Origin of the sequence: Parapusillimonas granuli (assembly GCF_013416525.1) — a bacterium.
In the GTDB taxonomy this organism is placed as follows: domain Bacteria; phylum Pseudomonadota; class Gammaproteobacteria; order Burkholderiales; family Burkholderiaceae_B; genus Parapusillimonas; species Parapusillimonas granuli.
In genome coordinates this window covers 416,748-431,786 of record NZ_JACCEM010000002.1, presented here as the reverse complement: position 1 = coordinate 431,786, position 15,039 = coordinate 416,748, and the positions used below count along the sequence as shown (strand labels likewise).

15 protein-coding genes and 1 tRNA gene are annotated in these 15,039 nt (G+C 65.3%); 10 read left to right on the top strand and 6 right to left on the bottom strand.

What is annotated here, in order from left to right; translation table 11 throughout:
* Positions 1 to 4 precede the first annotated feature (4 nt).
* Positions 5 to 919 (bottom strand): patatin-like phospholipase RssA, encoded by a 915-nt coding sequence (rssA, locus tag H0A72_RS04730; protein ID WP_180153894.1) that lies wholly within the window; start codon positions 917 to 919, stop codon positions 5 to 7.
* Positions 920 to 964: 45 nt separating this feature from the next.
* On the bottom strand, positions 965 to 1,432 hold the full coding sequence (locus H0A72_RS04725) for an AMP-binding protein (protein WP_180153893.1): 468 nt from the start codon (positions 1,430 to 1,432) through the stop codon (positions 965 to 967).
* 72 nt (positions 1,433 to 1,504) lie between these two features.
* On the opposite strand from H0A72_RS04725, the gene H0A72_RS04720 reads away from it, so the two are divergent.
* The 4 genes from H0A72_RS04720 to H0A72_RS04705 all read left to right on the top strand — a co-directional run bounded on the left by H0A72_RS04720 (position 1,505) and on the right by H0A72_RS04705 (position 6,023).
* The gene (locus H0A72_RS04720) at positions 1,505 to 2,287 is read left to right on the top strand and encodes a 5'-methylthioadenosine/adenosylhomocysteine nucleosidase (protein WP_246436775.1); all 783 of its coding nucleotides are present in this window, start codon (positions 1,505 to 1,507) and stop codon (positions 2,285 to 2,287) included.
* Positions 2,288 to 2,380: 93 nt separating this feature from the next.
* Positions 2,381 to 3,550 (top strand): acetyl-CoA acetyltransferase, encoded by a 1,170-nt coding sequence (locus H0A72_RS04715; protein ID WP_180153892.1) that lies wholly within the window; start codon positions 2,381 to 2,383, stop codon positions 3,548 to 3,550.
* Positions 3,547 to 5,154, top strand: a complete 1,608-nt coding sequence (locus H0A72_RS04710) for an acyl-CoA synthetase (protein WP_343060097.1) — start codon at positions 3,547 to 3,549, stop codon at positions 5,152 to 5,154. The genes H0A72_RS04715 and H0A72_RS04710 overlap by 4 nt, the downstream gene beginning before the upstream one ends.
* Entirely contained in the window at positions 5,151 to 6,023 is an 873-nt protein-coding gene (locus tag H0A72_RS04705) for a PCC domain-containing protein (protein WP_180153891.1), read from the top strand. The genes H0A72_RS04710 and H0A72_RS04705 overlap by 4 nt, the downstream gene beginning before the upstream one ends.
* A 70-nt stretch (positions 6,024 to 6,093) precedes the next feature.
* On the opposite strand, the gene H0A72_RS04700 is transcribed toward H0A72_RS04705, so the two are convergent.
* Positions 6,094 to 6,414: a PepSY domain-containing protein gene (locus tag H0A72_RS04700; protein WP_180153890.1), complete on the bottom strand. Its 321-nt coding sequence runs from the start codon at positions 6,412 to 6,414 to the stop codon at positions 6,094 to 6,096.
* A gap of 246 nt (positions 6,415 to 6,660) precedes the next feature.
* Here H0A72_RS04700 and H0A72_RS04695 point away from each other — a divergent pair, with 246 nt between their 5' ends.
* The 5 genes from H0A72_RS04695 (at position 6,661) to H0A72_RS22500 (ending at position 9,948) form a co-directional block, all read left to right on the top strand.
* Complete coding sequence (locus tag H0A72_RS04695) at positions 6,661 to 6,990, top strand: PepSY domain-containing protein (RefSeq protein ID WP_180153889.1); 330 nt, start codon at positions 6,661 to 6,663, stop codon at positions 6,988 to 6,990.
* Between the two features lie 17 nt (positions 6,991 to 7,007).
* Positions 7,008 to 7,673, top strand: coding sequence for a response regulator transcription factor (locus H0A72_RS04690; protein WP_180153888.1), 666 nt, complete (start codon positions 7,008 to 7,010; stop codon positions 7,671 to 7,673).
* Positions 7,674 to 9,056: a sensor histidine kinase gene (locus H0A72_RS04685; RefSeq protein WP_343060096.1), complete on the top strand. Its 1,383-nt coding sequence runs from the start codon at positions 7,674 to 7,676 to the stop codon at positions 9,054 to 9,056. It begins immediately after the preceding gene.
* A gap of 95 nt (positions 9,057 to 9,151) precedes the next feature.
* Positions 9,152 to 9,730, top strand: a complete 579-nt coding sequence (locus H0A72_RS04680; RefSeq protein ID WP_180153887.1) for an HD domain-containing protein — start codon at positions 9,152 to 9,154, stop codon at positions 9,728 to 9,730.
* On the top strand, positions 9,703 to 9,948 hold the full coding sequence (locus tag H0A72_RS22500; RefSeq protein ID WP_180153886.1) for a helix-turn-helix domain-containing protein: 246 nt from the start codon (positions 9,703 to 9,705) through the stop codon (positions 9,946 to 9,948). The genes H0A72_RS04680 and H0A72_RS22500 overlap by 28 nt, the downstream gene beginning before the upstream one ends.
* 91 nt (positions 9,949 to 10,039) lie before the next feature.
* Here H0A72_RS22500 and H0A72_RS04670 read toward each other — a convergent pair.
* From H0A72_RS04670 to H0A72_RS04660, 3 genes are all read right to left on the bottom strand, one after another.
* Positions 10,040 to 10,116: transfer RNA gene (locus tag H0A72_RS04670), tRNA-Pro, on the bottom strand.
* A 64-nt stretch (positions 10,117 to 10,180) separates the two neighbouring features.
* A complete protein-coding gene (locus H0A72_RS04665) occupies positions 10,181 to 11,758 on the bottom strand; it encodes a TerC family protein (RefSeq protein WP_180153885.1) in 1,578 nt (525 codons plus the stop codon).
* 52 nt (positions 11,759 to 11,810) lie between these two features.
* Positions 11,811 to 13,700 carry an LTA synthase family protein gene (locus H0A72_RS04660; RefSeq protein WP_180153884.1) on the bottom strand — a complete coding sequence of 630 codons (1,890 nt, stop codon included), beginning with the start codon at positions 13,698 to 13,700 and terminating at the stop codon, positions 11,811 to 11,813.
* A 125-nt stretch (positions 13,701 to 13,825) separates the two neighbouring features.
* Here H0A72_RS04660 and H0A72_RS04655 point away from each other — a divergent pair, with 125 nt between their 5' ends.
* Positions 13,826 to 15,037: an ABC transporter substrate-binding protein gene (locus tag H0A72_RS04655; protein WP_180153883.1), complete on the top strand. Its 1,212-nt coding sequence runs from the start codon at positions 13,826 to 13,828 to the stop codon at positions 15,035 to 15,037.
* Positions 15,038 to 15,039 lie beyond the last annotated feature (2 nt).

Sequence of the window (15,039 nt, the reverse complement as noted above, 5' to 3'; positions counted from 1 at the left end):
GGCTTCAGGTTTTTGCCAGGCCCAGTTCCACCAGCGTCGGGATGGCGGCTTTGGCCGCCCTGGCGCCTTCCTCTATGGCCTGCCTGGCGCGATGGAAATCCAGCAGGCCCAGCTGCGCCAGCCTGGGGGTGATCACCACGTCGGGCGGTTCGCCCACCATGCGGCTGCGCGTGATCCTGACCTGCATGATGTTGATGCTCGATGCCAGGACGTCCAGCATGGACGGCAGGCGGCGCGTTTCCGTTTCCGGTTCGGGCAGCCAGGCGCTGAGGTTGCGCTGCAGCTTCTGCATCCATTCGTGGCCCACCAGGGTTTGCGGCTGCGCGGGGGCGGGCTTGTTGAAATGGCGGCCGAACAGGTCCGCATTGAGGTCGACGGCGATCAGGATTTCGGCGCCCATGGCGCGGGCGAGCGAGACCGGCACGGGGTTCACCAGCCCGCCGTCGGCAAGCAGGTGTTCGCCGTGCCAGACCGGCGAAAACAGGCCGGGCAGGGCGATGGAGGCGCGCACGGCGTCCACGGTGGAGCCCGTGCGCAGCCAGATTTCGGCCCCGGTATGCAGCGAGGTGGCGACCGCCCCGAAAGGCAGCTTCAGTTCTTCGATGGGGCGGTCCTGGAAGGTGCGCCGGAAGAAGTCCATCAGGCGCTCGCCCTTCAGCATGCCGCCGTCCAGGCGCAGGTCCATGAAGGACACGACGTCCTTGATGCCGAGCCCGCGCACCCAGGCCTCGAAGTCGTCCAGCACGCCCAGGCCGTAGGTGGCGCCCACCAGCGCGCCGATGGAAGTGCCGCAGATGATGTCCGGCGCGATGCCGTGTTCTTCGAGCGCCCGGATGACGCCGATGTGCGCCCAGCCGCGCGCCGCGCCGCTGCCGAGGACCAGGCCGATGCGGGGCTTTCGTTGGGAAAGAGGTTGCATGGGCATACCCTTCAGTTGGCGCCGCGGCGCGGCCCGGCCCGCATTTTAACCGGCGCTTTGCTCCGGCTGGATGACCGGAGCCGGATAATTGCCCTCGCGATCGGGGGTGTGGTCGCGGTAGGTGTGCACCAGGCCGGCGAACTGCGAGATGTGGATTTTGAGGTCTTCGTCGCACTGGATGAGCGCGGCGCCCGCGTCGTCGACGATGAGGGCGGTGGGCTGCGCGTCGAGCAGCAGCGCGTGCAGGGCGTCGGCATCGCCGCGGTGGCTCAGGGGCAGCGGCACTTTGCCGGCGGCCTGCACGGCCAGCACGCCCACCAGGTATTCCAGTGAGTTGGCCGCGCACAGCGCCACCCGGGAGCCCAGGGCGGGATCCTTCATTTGCAGGGCGACCGCCAATGCATTGACCGCGGTGGCAAGTTCGGCATAGCTTACCTGCACGTCGTCGTCTTCCAGGGCGATTTCGTTTCCGTGCCGTTCGGCCAGGTTCTTCAGAAAATCCAGAGTCAGCATGCTAGAGATTGCCTTGGTGTCTTGGTATGGGAGGGAATTGGCCGAGTATATGGTTAAATCGGCCTTCTTGCCATGACTCGACAGGAGGACGAAATGGGCCGCATCGGCATAATGGCCGCCTTGCATGATGAAATTTCGAGCTTGCTGGAAGCGATGGGCCCGGATGCGGAGCGCACGCGCGTCGGCCGGCGCGACTACTATACCGGCGCCATCCACGGCCGGGAGGTCGTGGTGGTGCTGGCGCGCGTCGGCAAGGTCGCCGCGGCGGCGACGGCCGTGACGCTCATCCGCGAATTCGACGCCCGGGTCGTGGTGTTCGCGGGCCTGGCGGGCGCGGTCGCGCGCGACGTCGCGGTGGGCGACGTGGTGGTGGCCACCGCCTTGCTGCAGCACGACCTGGACGCCAGCCCGCTGTTCCCCTGTTATGAAGTGCCGTTGCTGGAGCGCAGCCGGTTCGACGCCGATCGCGCCACTTCCGAGCGGCTGAGCCTCGCCGCCCGGGAATACCTGGCCGAGGTGCTGCCCCGCCAGGTTCCGGCCGACACGCTGGCCGCCTTCGGCGTGGCCGATCCGCGCGTGCATCGGGGCGTCATCATCAGCGGCGACCGTTTCGTGGGTTGCGGCGCGGCCGTGCGCGGCTTGCGGGACGAATTGCCGGATGCGCTGTGCGTCGAAATGGAAGGCGCGGCGGTGGCGCAGATCTGCTATGAATACGATGTGCCCTGCGCGGTGGTGCGCACCATATCCGACCGCGCCGACGACGAGGCGAGCGCCAGCTTCAGCGGCTTTCTTTCCCGTGTGGCCCGTTACTACTCCGCCGGCATCCTCGAGCGCTTCCTGACCATGGCATGGTAGCGGCGCGGCCCCGGAAGCCGTTTCCGGGCGTCGCCTAATCCGGAATTTCTGGCGATAATGACCGGCGATCGAAAACAAATCAAAGGAGCAGATATGTCCAAGCGCGCCGTAATCGTTGGCTGGGCGCATACCCGGTTCGGGAAACTCGATGACCCCGACGTCGAAACACTGATCGCGCAGGTGGCGCGCGGCGCCCTGGACCACGCGCAGGTCGGCCCTGGCGAGGTCGACGCGATCACCGTGGGGGTGTACAACAATGGGCTCACCCCGCAGGGCTTCGAAGGCGCCCTGGTCGCGCTGGGCGAACCCGCGCTGCGGTTCACGCCCGCCGTGCACGTCGAAAACGCATGCGCCACCGGCACGGCCGCGCTGTATCGCGCCATGGATTTCATCGAATCCGGCCGGGGCCGCATCGCCCTGGCGGTGGGCGCCGAAAAAATGACGGCCGTGCCGCCGCGCGAGGTCGCCGAGGCCCTGCTCAGCGGCTGCTATCGCAAGGAAGAGGAAAACCCCTACGGATTCGCGGGGATCTTCGCCAACATCGCGCAAACGTATTTCGACCGGTACGGCGACCGGCGCGAAGAGCTCGCCATGATCGCGTCCAAGAACCACGGCAATGGCATGCACAACCCTTACGCCCATGTCCAGAAAGCCTTCGACGTGGCGTTCTGCAATACCGTGTCGGACAAGAACCCGATCGTGGCGGGGCCGCTGCGGCGCACCGACTGCTCCATGGTGTCCGACGGCGCCGCCGCCTTGGTGGTGGCGGACGAGGAAACCGCAAGCAGCATGGCGCGCGCCATACGCTTGCGCGCCCGCGCGCACGTCAATGACTTCCTGCCCCTGTCGCGCCGCGATCCCATCGCCTTCGAAGGGCCGCGGCGCGCCTGGGCGCGGGCGCTGGCCGATGCCGGCGTCACGCTCGGCGACCTGAGCCTGGTCGAAACCCACGACTGCTTCACGATTGCGGAAATGCTCGAATACGAGGCCATGGGGCTGGCCGGGCCGGGCGAAGGCTGGAAGGTGATCCGCGACGGCGTCACGCACAAAGACGGGCGCCTGCCGGTCAATGTGTCGGGCGGGCTCAAGGCGAAGGGGCACCCCCTGGGCGCCACGGGCATTTCCATGCACGTGATGGCGGCCATGCAGCTGATGGGCGAAGCCGGCGCCATGCAGGTCCCCAACGCCGCGCTGGCGGGCGTGTTCAACATGGGCGGCGCCGCCGTGGCGAACTATGTCTCCATCCTGGAGCGTGCAAAGTGAACGTGATCCATCAGGTTCCGGTGTCGCGCAGGGTGATGAACCTGGCTTATTGGGCCACGCGGAATGCGCGCCGCCTGCCGCAGCGCCCCGCGCTGGTGTGGCGCGGCCAGTCCTGGAACTGGCGGCAGTTCAACGACCGGGTCTCGGCGCTGGCCGCCGCCTTGTCCGAGCGCGGCGTATGCCCCGGCACGGCGGTGCTGGTGCACAGCAAGAACAGCAATGAAATGCTGGAATCCATGCTGGCCGTCTTCCGCCTGGGCGCGGTCTGGGTCCCGACCAATTTCCGCATCATGCCGGACGAACTGGTATACATGGCCGACGTGGCGCGGCCCCGGGTGTTCCTGTGCCAGGTGGACTTCCCCGAGCACGCGCAGGCCTTGCGGGCGGCCCATCCGGATACCGAAGTCATCTGGCTGACGGGCGATGCGCCGCGGCCCCGCGACGGCGCCCATGCCGGCGAGCTCATTGCCGGGCATCTGGGGCGGCATTTCCCCGATGCCGAAGTCATGGCCGATTCGGCCTGCTGGCTGTTCTTCACGTCGGGCACCACAGGTCGCCCCAAGGCGGCCGTCCTGACCCATGGCCAGATGGCCTTCGTGGTCAACAACCATCTGTGCGACCTCATGCCCGGCGCCACCGAGCACGACGGCTCGCTGGTGGTGGCGCCGCTTTCCCACGGCGCGGGCGTGCACCAGTTGAACATGATCGCGCGCGGCGGCCAGACCGTGCTGCTGCCCAATGAAAAATTCGACGTCGATCTCGCCTTCTCATTGATCGAAACCCACCGCCTGACCAATCTTTTCACGGTGCCGACCATACTCAAGCTCATGGTCGAGCATCCCGCCGTCGACCGCTACGATCATTCCAGCCTGCGGCACGTCATCTACGCCGGCGCGCCCATGTATGCGGAGGACCAGAAACGCGCGCTGGGCAAGCTGGGCAAGGTGCTCGTGCAGTACTACGGCCTGGGCGAAGTCACCGGCAACATCACGGTGCTGCCGCCGGCCGAGCACGGCGATGAAGCGCGCGCCGGCACTTGCGGCTACGAACGCACGGGCATGCAGGTATCGATCCAGGACGACCAGGGCAACGAGCTGCCCGACGGCGAGACCGGCGAAATCTGCGTCATCGGTCCCGCCGTGTTCGCGGGCTACTACAACAATCCGGAAGCCAACGCCAAGGCGTTCCGCAACGGCTGGTTCCGCACGGGCGACCTGGGCCGCCGCGACGAGGGGGGCTACATCTACATCACGGGCCGCGCGTCCGACATGTACATCTCCGGGGGCTCCAACATCTATCCCCGGGAAATCGAAGAAAAAATCCTGACGCACGGCGCCATTACCGAAGTCGCCGTGGTCGGCGTGCCGGATCCCAAGTGGGGCGAGGTGGGCATCGCCGTCTGCGTGCCCTTCGACGGCGCCGACATCGACGAGGCCGGGCTGCTGGCGTGGATGGCCGAGCGGATCGCGCGCTACAAGCTGCCCAAGCGCGTGTTTTTCTGGGACGCCCTGCCGAAGTCCGCCTACGGCAAGGTGCCGAAGATGCTGGTCAGGCAGGAGCTCGAACGCCGCGGCCTGCTGGAAGGATGGGAGCAAAAGAAATGAGCCTGCGCTTGATTGAACATCCCGGTCCCGTCCTCGAAGCGCGCGCGACGCGGGCGGACGGCTGGCTGGAAAAGGCCCGGTTCGAGCTCGAGCCCGGGCTGACCCTGCTCGACGCGCTCGCGGTGCGCCTGCAAAGCCACAGCGCGCGCAGCGCCACCCTGGCCTTGCGGGGCGGCGCGTTCGGCAAGCTTGCCTACGTGATGCCGGCCACGTCTTCCTCGCCCGATCACGCGGTGTATTTCAGCGGCCGCCACGATCCGCCCGGTGTGGCGACGCTGCAGGAAGGCTGCGTCACCTATGGGATACGCGACGACGGTCCCTGGCTGCACTGCCATGCGGCCTGGACGACGGCCGACGGCAAGCCGGGCTGCGGCCACATCCTGCCCGATCAAAGCGTGATCGCCGAGCCGATCCAGGCGGAGGCCTGGCTGATGCGGGGGGTGGAGTTCCGGGTGGCGCCCGATCCCGAAACGAATTTCTCGCTGTTCCAGCCCTTCTCGCGTCCCGTCGTGCGCCCGCCCGACGCCAGGCCGGCCTTCGCGCTGCGCCTGGCGCCGAACCAGGATCTTTGCACGGCGCTCGAAGCGGAATGCGAGTCGCGGGGCATCCGCGAGGCGGCCTTGTGCGCGGGCGTCGGCAGCCTGGTGGGCGCGGTGTTCGACGACGGCCGGGTGGTCGAGCCGCACATCACGGAAGTCTATGTCCGGCGGGGCCGGATCGCGGCAGACGCGAACGGGCGGCTGAAGGCGGACGTCGACATCCGGATGGTCGACCATACGGGGCGGATATCGGAAGGGCGGCTGCGGCGGGGGAGCAACGCAGTGCTGGTGACGTTCGAGCTGCTGGTCGAGCCCTTGTCGTCCCGGTAGCGGGACGTGCAAAAGAAGGGGCCGGCCAACCCGCAGGCTGGCCGGCCCCCGGCCCTAGCTTACCGTCACATCAGTTCCGGCGGTCCTTCAGCTTGAAGCCTATGATCTCTCCTGTTACCGGATCGATGTCCACCTTGCTACGCTGCCCCTGCGGATTCACGGCCGTCGCCTGATACCGGCCGTCATCCCACTCGATCTCCGTGATGCGGGTGTATCCGGCCGCTTCCAGCTTGTCGTAGACTTGCTTGATATTCAGGCGGCTGCCCGCATCGTTTTGGCGGACCTGGGCGGCCGGCGCATTCTGCGCCTGCGCCGGCACCATCACGGCGCCCGTCGCCAACAGGCTCGCACCAAGGAAAAGAGCGGAAAAAAGTTTTGTCGTTGCACGCATGGCGTTCTCCAGTAGTTGAAAAGTGGCTAAAAAATTCAGTGGCTAAAAAGACAGGCCGTTTCATGACCTTGACGCCATTGTGCGCCCCGCCATATGAACGCCGTCTGAAGGCCTCGTTCATCCCCCGTTCATCTCGCGGGCGCTATAACCGACAAGGGTCCACACTCGCCAAAAGGCGGCCGCCTGCCCACAGGCGTCAACAGGCCCCAGCATCCGCCCAAGGGGCGGCAGGAACACGGAGGCCGTATGCGGAACAGAAAATTCGGAGCGATCGTGGTGGCGGCGGCCTTGCTGGGCGGCATGCTGCCCCTGGGCGTCAGTCACGGCGACGAACGCGACCACGAAAAAGCCAGGCAGGCGCTGGAAGCCGGTGATATCCTTCCCTTGAGCAAAGTGCTGAGCCTCATCGAACGCGACTACCCTGGGCAGGTCGTGGAGGTGGAGTTCGAACGGGAAGACGGGGCATGGGTGTACGAACTCAAAGTCCTGCAGGCCGGCGGCCGCATGGTCGAACTCGAAATCGATGCGCGCGACGGCACCGTGCTCAAGAGCAAAATGCGGAAGCGCGAAAGATAGAAGCAAGGCGGTAAGCGATGCGTATACTGGTGGTTGAAGACGAGCCCACGCTGTCCATGCAGCTGTGCGAGGCCTTGCGCGGGGCCGGGCATGCCGTCGACCTTGCCGACAATGGCCGCGACGCCCTGTACCTGGGCGAAGTCGAGCCCTTCGACGCCGTCGTCCTCGATCTGGGCCTGCCCGTGGTCGACGGGATCACGATACTCAAGAAATGGCGCATGGCGGGCAAGTCCATGCCGGTGCTCATCCTCACCGCGCGGGACATGTGGCACGAGAAAGTCGCCGGCATCGACGCCGGCGCCGACGACTACCTGACCAAGCCTTTCCACATGGAAGAACTGCTGGCCCGCGTGCGCGCCTTGCTGCGGCGCGCGCATGGGCACGCCAGCCCTGAATTGCGCTGCGGCGACGTGGTGCTCGACCCGCGCAACGCCCGGGTTTCCGCCGGCGGCAAGCAGGTCGCTCTGACCAGCCACGAATACCGCGTGCTGGAATTCCTGATGCATCACGTCGGCAAGGTGATTTCGCGCGCAGAACTCACGGAACACATCTACGCCCAGGACTTCGATCGCGATTCCAACACCATAGAAGTCTTCATCGCCCGCCTGCGCAAGAAGCTGCCGCCTGATTACATCGAGACGGTGCGCGGGCTGGGCTACAGGCTGGCCGCGCCGGAGCGATGAATGGGCATGCGTCGATGGCCGCTGCTGAACTCGCTGCGCTTGCGCCTCCTGCTGGGCACCCTGGTCTGGGTGCTGCTGGCCGTGCTGGCCACGGGCTGGGCGCTGGACGGCCTTTTTCGCCAGCATATCCGCGCGCAATTCAGGGCGGAGCTGGGCATGCACCTGGACCAGCTCATCGCCGCGGTGGACTTCGACGCCGCCGGCCGGCCGGCCGTGCCGGCGGCCCTGAGCGACCCTCGTTTCGACAAGCCCTATTCCGGCCTGTACTGGCAGGTGGACCTGCTGGGCGGCCCGGAACGCCCGGGCGCCGCGGGCGCGCTGCGTTCCCGCTCCCTGTGGGACCAGGCACTGGATGCGCGCGCGGCGCCGGACGGCAATGAACGCCTGTATTTCGACGTCGCGGGGCCCAACGGCGCCAGGCTGTCGATGGTCTCCCAGATCGTGCATCCCGCCGAAGAGGCGGCGCCGGTCATGCGGTTGATGGTGGCCGCGGACCAGGCCGCGATGGCCGAGCCGATCGAACGCTTCATGCGCATGCTGACGCTTTCTCTGGGCGTCCTGGCGGTGGGGTTGATGCTGGCGGCGGTCGGCCAGGTTTTCCTGGGGCTGCGGCCCCTGGGCCGCTTGCGCCGCGAACTGGCGGCGCTTCGGCAAGGAAAGAAACCGCAAATCGAAGGCGTGTTCCCCACGGAGCTTCAGCCGCTGGTGGACGATTTCAACGGCGTGCTGTCCTTGAACGCCGAAGTCGTTTCCCGGGCGCGGGCGCAGGCGGGCAACCTCGCCCATGCCCTCAAGACTCCCCTGTCGGTGCTGTCCAATGCCGTGGCGGGGGACGACACCGCGCTGGGGCGTCTGGTCGACGAACAGGTGGGCATGGCGCGCCGGCAAGTCGATCACCACTTGATGCGCGCGCGGGCGGCGGCCGCCATGCAGGCATCGGGCCTGCGCACCTTGGTGGACGAACCCTTGCGCGGCCTGCTGCGCGTGATGGAAAAGCTGTATGCCGACAAAGGCCTGGACCTGGCCTTGGCGCCTTGCCCGCCCGGCCTGGCCTTTCGCGGGGAAGAGCAGGATCTGCAGGAAATGCTGGGGAACGTGCTGGACAATGCCTGTAAATGGGCCAGGCGCCGCATCGTGATAGGCGTGGGCGCCGACGGCCGCTACTTGCGTTTCACCGTGGACGACGACGGCCCGGGACTGCCCCAGGACGGATACGAAGCGGTGTTCCAGCGCGGGGTCAGGGCGGACGAACAGGCGCCGGGTTCGGGCCTGGGCCTGGCGATCGTGAAGGACCTGGCGGGGCTTTATGGCGGGGATGTGGCCGCGTCGCAATCGGACCTGGGCGGACTCAGAATCGTGCTGCGCCTGCCGCGCATCGACTGAAGGCAAGGCACTGCGTTGCAGCGGCTTTCGGCCCTGAGCGGCTGTCATTGCAACCGCGCTATATACTAAGACGTGGCTTTTAGATTGAAAAGATTATGCAATCGACAGCATTGGAAAAGCAGTTGGCTTTTCTAAGAGAAATCGACCGACTGAAAACGGTAGTACGACAATCATCTTTGCTTGACAAAAGTCGGAAAGAAAATTCTGCCGAGCATTCTTGGCACTTAGCGATGTACGCTTTGATACTGAGTGAGTATGCGTGCGGGCCTATAAATAAAAATCGCGTCATACAGATGCTTTTACTGCATGACATTGTCGAGATAGATGTTGGCGATTTTCCAATCCATAGTGAATCTTCAAACGAATCGCAGACTGAACAAGAGTCTAGAGCAGCAGAACGATTATTTGGCTTATTGCCTCAGCAGCAAGGTAACGAACTCCTCGGCTTATGGCAGGAATTTGAGCGCGCAGAGACGGATGACGCAAAATTTGCGAAGGCGCTTGATCGCTTTCAGCCGCTCCTTGTAAATGTATTCACCGGTGGCGGAACCTGGATAGAAAGCAGCGTTTCGTTTGAACAAGTTTTTTCCCGCTATGGCCCCATCATTAAAAGAGGCGCTCCGCTGCTCTGGGCCGTGTGTGAACAATGGGTAACGCGGCATTTTGGAGAGTGACGCCAAGCGGATCGCCGCGTGCGGAGGTGATGATTCGGACTGCGCAGAGGCTCAAGGAGCAAGGTTGGACGCAGGCTGAGGCGGCAAAGCAACTTGGTATCACACAGCCGAGGGTTTCTCGGCTGATCAAGGGCAAGGTGGGGAATTTCAGTCTGGATATGCTGCTGACGCTGGCGGCGCGGGCGGGGTTGCATCCGGAGTTAAGGCTGTCTGCCTGAGCGCCGTGGCAAACATTACGGACACGCAACTTGCACTGGCCCGAAAAACAAAAAGGTTAGCCGCCTTGCGCTGCTAACCCTTTGATTCTATTGGTCGGGGCGGCGGGATTCGAACTCGCGACCCTCTGGTCCCAAACCAGATGCGCTACCAGGCTGCGCTACGCCCCGACGAACAACAGCCAAGTAGTGTAGCATGAATTTACAAGGCCGACCGGCTGCAAGCCGGCCGGGCTCAGGCGGCATCGGCGGGCGGGGCGTCCTTCGCCGCGTCGCCGCCCCGTTCCACCAATACCTTGGCGATGCGCCGCCCTTCCAGCTGCAGGATCTCGAAGCGGAAGTGGCCTTGCGCCAGCGCCAGGGTCAGGTGGTCGCCGACGTCGGGCAGCCTGCCGAATTGCCTGAGCAGGTATCCGGCGACGGTGCTGTAGTCGTCGGATTCGCCCATGAGGCCTTCGATTTCCAGGGACTGCTCGAAGTGGTGCAGGTCGGTGGCGCCGTCGACGACCCAGCGGTTCTCGCCGCTGTGGATGATGTCGGGCGTCTCGTCCTCGTCGGGGAAGTCCCCCGCGATCGCCTCGAACACGTCGATGGGCGTGACCAGCCCCTCGACCGCCCCGAATTCATTGATCACCATCACCAGCTGCCCGCGGGCGGATTTGAGGATGTCGATGAGGTCGAGGATGCGCACGGTCTCGTGGACGATGATGGGCGGGCGCAGCGCTTTCTGGTTCAGCGTCTTGTTCTGCAGGAGGTCGGCGATCATGTCCTTGGCGCGGCCTATGCCGACGATGTCGTCCAGCGAGCCCCGGCAGACCGGGAAGAAGCCGTGCGGGGTGCGCGTGATCTCTTCGCGTATGGTGTCCGGATCGTCTTCGATGTTGATCCAGGTGATGTCGTTGCGGGGCGTCATGATCGAATGCACGTTGCGGTCGGCCAGGCGCAGCACGCCGCTCACCATGTTGCGCTCCTCGATGCCGAAGGGCGTTTCGTCCGGCGGCTGCGCGGCGCCTTCGGGCGGAGGCTGGTCGGACTGCGGCCGTTTGCCCAGCATGCGCAATATGCCTTCGGCGGTGCGCTCGCGCATGGGGCGATGGTCGGCATTGAGCAGGTTGCGCCGCGCGATCTGGTTGAGGGTTTCGATGATGACCGAGAACCCGATCGCGGCGTACAGATAGCCCTTGGGCACCTTGAAGCCGAAGCCTTCCGCCACCAGGGCGAAACCGATCATCAGCAGGAAGCCCAGGCACAGTATGACGACGGTGGGGTGGGCGTTCACGAACCGGGTCAGCGGCTTGGACGCGACCAGCATGATGCCGATGGCGATGATGACGGCGGCCATCATGACTTCCAGGTCGTCCACCATGCCCACCGCGGTGATGACGGCGTCCAGGGAGAAGACCGCGTCGAGCACGACGATCTGGGTGACGATGACCCAGAAGCCTGCGTACATCCTGGACCCGGACATCGCGTGGCTCTTGCCTTCCACGCGCTCGTGTATTTCCATGGTGGCCTTGAACACCAGGAAGAAGCCGCCCAGGATGAGGATGAGGTCCCGGCCCGAGAAGGCGAGCGGGCCCACGGAAAAGAGCGGCGTGGTGAGCTTGAACAGCCATGAAATGGCCGACAGCAGCGCCAGGCGCATGATCAGCGCAAGCGACAGGCCGATGACGCGGGCGCGGTCGCGCTGCTGGGGCGGCAGCTTGTCCGCAAGGATGGCGATGAAGATCAGGTTGTCGATGCCCAGGACGATTTCCAGGACCACCAACGTCAATAAGCCGACCCATACGGACGGGTCAAGCAGCAACTCCATCAGAATTTCCTTTTCAGTTAGATGTCAGCATTGTATCGTGGCTTTGACCGGCTCAGGGCCGGGCCTGGAGTTGCGGCAGGGTGTAGGCCCGTTTCTGGTAGACCAGGCTGGGCCAGAGCACGTGCGCCAGCGCTTCGCGGGCCAGCGTTTCGTCCAGGGCAACCGGGGTGTAGCGCTCGGGCGCCTCGTAGCGGTACTGGGTCGGCGGCCTGTGGGGTTCCAGGACCACCAGCATGTCGTCTTTCAGGTAGCCGTAGTTTTCCCCGTATTGCATCATGGCGCGGCCCGGCGTGGCCCGCGTCAGGTCGCGGCCTATCATGGGATGCCGGGTTTCCAGGCCGATCAGCGACAGCAGGGTCGTGGGCAGGTCGATCTGGCTGATCAGGCGGTCGTCCTGGCGGGCGGGCACGCCGGCGCCCAGTATCAGCGCGGGGATGTGGAAGTGGCGCAGCGGCACCAGGTTCGCGCCGAACACCCGGGAGTCGTGGTCGGCCACGATCAGGAAGACGGTGTTGTCCCAATAGGCGGACTGGCGGGCCTGCTCGAAGAACCGGCCGATGGACCAGTCGGCGTAGCGGACGGTGTTTTCGACCGTGGCGGGGTTGCCGTCGGTGGCGATGCGGCCGGCGGGGTATTCCCAGGGCGAATGGTTGCTGACCGAAAAGGCCAGCGCGAAAGTGGGTTCGCCGCCGTTCTCGTCCAGCAGTGTGTGCAGGGTGTTGAACATGTCTTCGTCGCTGGCGCCCCAGGTGCCCACGAAGGCCGGGTTCTTGAAGGTGGGCAGGTCGTGCAGCTCGTCGAAGCCGTTGCCCAGGAAGAAGCTCTTCATGTTGTCGAAGTGGGCTTCCCCCCCATAGATGAAATGCGAACGGTAGCCGTGCCGGCGCAAGGCCTGGGCCATGGTGAAGAAATTGCTCTGGGCGCCGGAAAGCCGCAGCGCGGCGTCCGAGATGGTGGGCGGGAACCCCGCCACCACGGCCTCCAGGCCGCGGACCGAACGGGTGCCGGTCGCATAGGCCCGGGTGAAGTTCCAGGCGGATTTGGCCAGCTCGTCCAGGCAGGGCGTGAGGCCCGCGCCGCCCAGGTTGCCGACGTATTGCGCGCCCAGGCTTTCTTCCACGATCATGACCAGATTGAACGGCCGCGCGCGCGCCGCGCCCGGCTGCTGCAGGTGCAGCGTGGGGATCTCGGGCGGCCCGTCGGGCAGGTCGGCGCAGCGGCGCACCGTTGCATGGACGTCCTGTTCGGGCATGTCGCCGTAGACGTCGGACGCCGAGCGCTCGTTCTTCATGCTGTAGATGGCGTAGGCCACGCTGTACAGCGAATTGAGCGGCAGGGTGTTCAGCATGCTGTCGCCGCAGTAGGCGACGGTGGAGGGGTTGATGGGACGATGCCCCAAGGTGCCGCGTATGGCCAGGAAGACGGCGGCGGCCGCGCCGAGCGAGAACAGCGGGCGCTGCCACCAGGCCATGGCCGGGTCGGGCGCCGCGCCGACGAAAAGCCCGTGGCCTATCCAGGCGAACAGGCCCAGGGCCGCGAGCGCGCCGAAAATGACGCCCTTGTAGCCCTTCCAGAGCATGCCGAACACTTCCTGCGGGTGCTTCAAATATTCCACATACAGCCGGTTGGGGCGGGTATCGTATTCATGGATGAACTGGGGCGTCGAGACTTCGAGCAGGACCAGCAGCATCCAGGCGAGAAGAAACCAATAGCCGGTGATCTGCACCGCCAGGGGGTGATGCCCCAGCCAGGGCGCCAGCAACAGCGGAATGCCGCTGACCACGGCGATCTGGTTGGCGTCTATGCGCAGGCCGCCTTTCAGTATGGGCAGCAGCCCGCCGGCTTGCCGGACCCGCTTCCATTGCCATGCCGCCAGCAGCAGGCGGCTGGCGGTCAGCAGGCACAGGCCCGACACAATGAAGTTCAGGATAAGGGCGCGCATCGCGGAAGGCTTTGTCGTATGGAAAGGGATGTAGTGTAATGGCATATGGCTTTCGCCCGCCCGGTTATTGCGTACAATTTATTCGCTCGTACCCACTCATCATTACGCCCCGCACAGGAAATATCATGTTCTCGGTCCGGCTCCACACAGCGCTGTTCGCCATTTTCGCCTTCACCGCGGCAAGCGCTCCAGCCCGCGCCGCCGACGTCATCAAGATCGGCGAGCTCAACAGCTACAAGTCCCAGCCCGCCTTCCTGGGGCCCTACAAAAAAGGCATGGAGCTCGCGGTCGAGCAAATCAACGCGGCGGGCGGCGTCAACGGCAAGCAGCTGGAACTGATCGTGCGCGACGACAATTCCAACCCCGGCGACGCGGTGCGCGCGGCCGAAGAACTGCTCTCGCGCGACAAGGTCGACGTCTTGACCGGCACTTTTCTGTCGCACGTGGGGCTGGCGGTCACGGACTACGCCAAGCACAAGAAGCGCTTCTTCCTGGCAAGCGAGCCCCTGACCGACAAGATAGTCTGGGCCGAAGGCAACGACTACACCTATCGCCTGCGCAATTCCACCTATATGCAGGTGGCGATGCTGATTCCCGCCGCGGTCAAGATGAACAAGAAGCGCTGGGCCATCGTCTACCCCAACTACGAATACGGCCAGTCCGCGACGGCCACGTTCAAGACGCTGCTCAAAGAGGCCCAGCCCGACGTGGAATTCGTGGCGGAGCAGGCGGCGCCGCTGGGCAAGATCGACGCGGGCAACGTGGTGCAGGCGCTCGCCGACGCCAAGCCCGAGGCCATGTTCAACGTGCTGTTCGCCACCGACCTGGCCAAGTTCGTGCGCGCCGGCTCGCAGCGCAACCTGTTCAAGGGCCTGTCGGTCGTCAGCATGCTGACGGGCGAACCGGAATACCTGGATCCCCTGGGGCGCGAAACGCCGGAAGGCTGGGTGGTGACGGGCTACCCCTGGTATGCCATAGACACGCCCGAACACGACCGCTTCCTCAAGGCCTACCAGGAGCGCTATGACGACTACCCGCGCCTGGGCACCGTCGTGGGCTACAACACGATCCTGTCCCTGGCGGCCGGCATCGCCAAGGCCGGCACGACCGACACCCCCGCGCTGATCCAGGCCTTCAAGGAACTCGAAGTCGACACGCCTTTCGGCCGCATCAAATACCGCGGGCTGGACCACCAATCCACCATGGGCGCCTATGTGGGCAAGCTGGCCGTCAAGGACGGCAAGGGCGTGATGGTCGACTTCCAATACGTCGACGGCGCCTCGGTTCAGCCGCCCGACGAGCTCGTCCGCAAGTGGCGGCCCGGCGCGGGCGGTTGATG

Coding starts and splice junctions, on each gene's coding strand:
- rssA (WP_180153894.1), bottom strand. CDS start 919: ATGCAACCTCTTTCCCAACGAAAGCCCCGCATCGGCCTGGTCCTCGGC.
- H0A72_RS04725 (WP_180153893.1), bottom strand. CDS start 1,432: ATGCTGACTCTGGATTTTCTGAAGAACCTGGCCGAACGGCACGGAAAC.
- H0A72_RS04720 (WP_246436775.1), top strand. CDS start 1,505: ATGACTCGACAGGAGGACGAAATGGGCCGCATCGGCATAATGGCCGCC.
- H0A72_RS04715 (WP_180153892.1), top strand. CDS start 2,381: ATGTCCAAGCGCGCCGTAATCGTTGGCTGGGCGCATACCCGGTTCGGG.
- H0A72_RS04705 (WP_180153891.1), top strand. CDS start 5,151: ATGAGCCTGCGCTTGATTGAACATCCCGGTCCCGTCCTCGAAGCGCGC.
- H0A72_RS04700 (WP_180153890.1), bottom strand. CDS start 6,414: ATGCGTGCAACGACAAAACTTTTTTCCGCTCTTTTCCTTGGTGCGAGC.
- H0A72_RS04695 (WP_180153889.1), top strand. CDS start 6,661: ATGCGGAACAGAAAATTCGGAGCGATCGTGGTGGCGGCGGCCTTGCTG.
- H0A72_RS04690 (WP_180153888.1), top strand. CDS start 7,008: ATGCGTATACTGGTGGTTGAAGACGAGCCCACGCTGTCCATGCAGCTG.
- H0A72_RS04685 (WP_343060096.1), top strand. CDS start 7,674: ATGGGCATGCGTCGATGGCCGCTGCTGAACTCGCTGCGCTTGCGCCTC.
- H0A72_RS04680 (WP_180153887.1), top strand. CDS start 9,152: ATGCAATCGACAGCATTGGAAAAGCAGTTGGCTTTTCTAAGAGAAATC.
- H0A72_RS22500 (WP_180153886.1), top strand. CDS start 9,703: ATGGGTAACGCGGCATTTTGGAGAGTGACGCCAAGCGGATCGCCGCGT.
- H0A72_RS04665 (WP_180153885.1), bottom strand. CDS start 11,758: ATGGAGTTGCTGCTTGACCCGTCCGTATGGGTCGGCTTATTGACGTTG.
- H0A72_RS04660 (WP_180153884.1), bottom strand. CDS start 13,700: ATGCGCGCCCTTATCCTGAACTTCATTGTGTCGGGCCTGTGCCTGCTG.
- H0A72_RS04655 (WP_180153883.1), top strand. CDS start 13,826: ATGTTCTCGGTCCGGCTCCACACAGCGCTGTTCGCCATTTTCGCCTTC.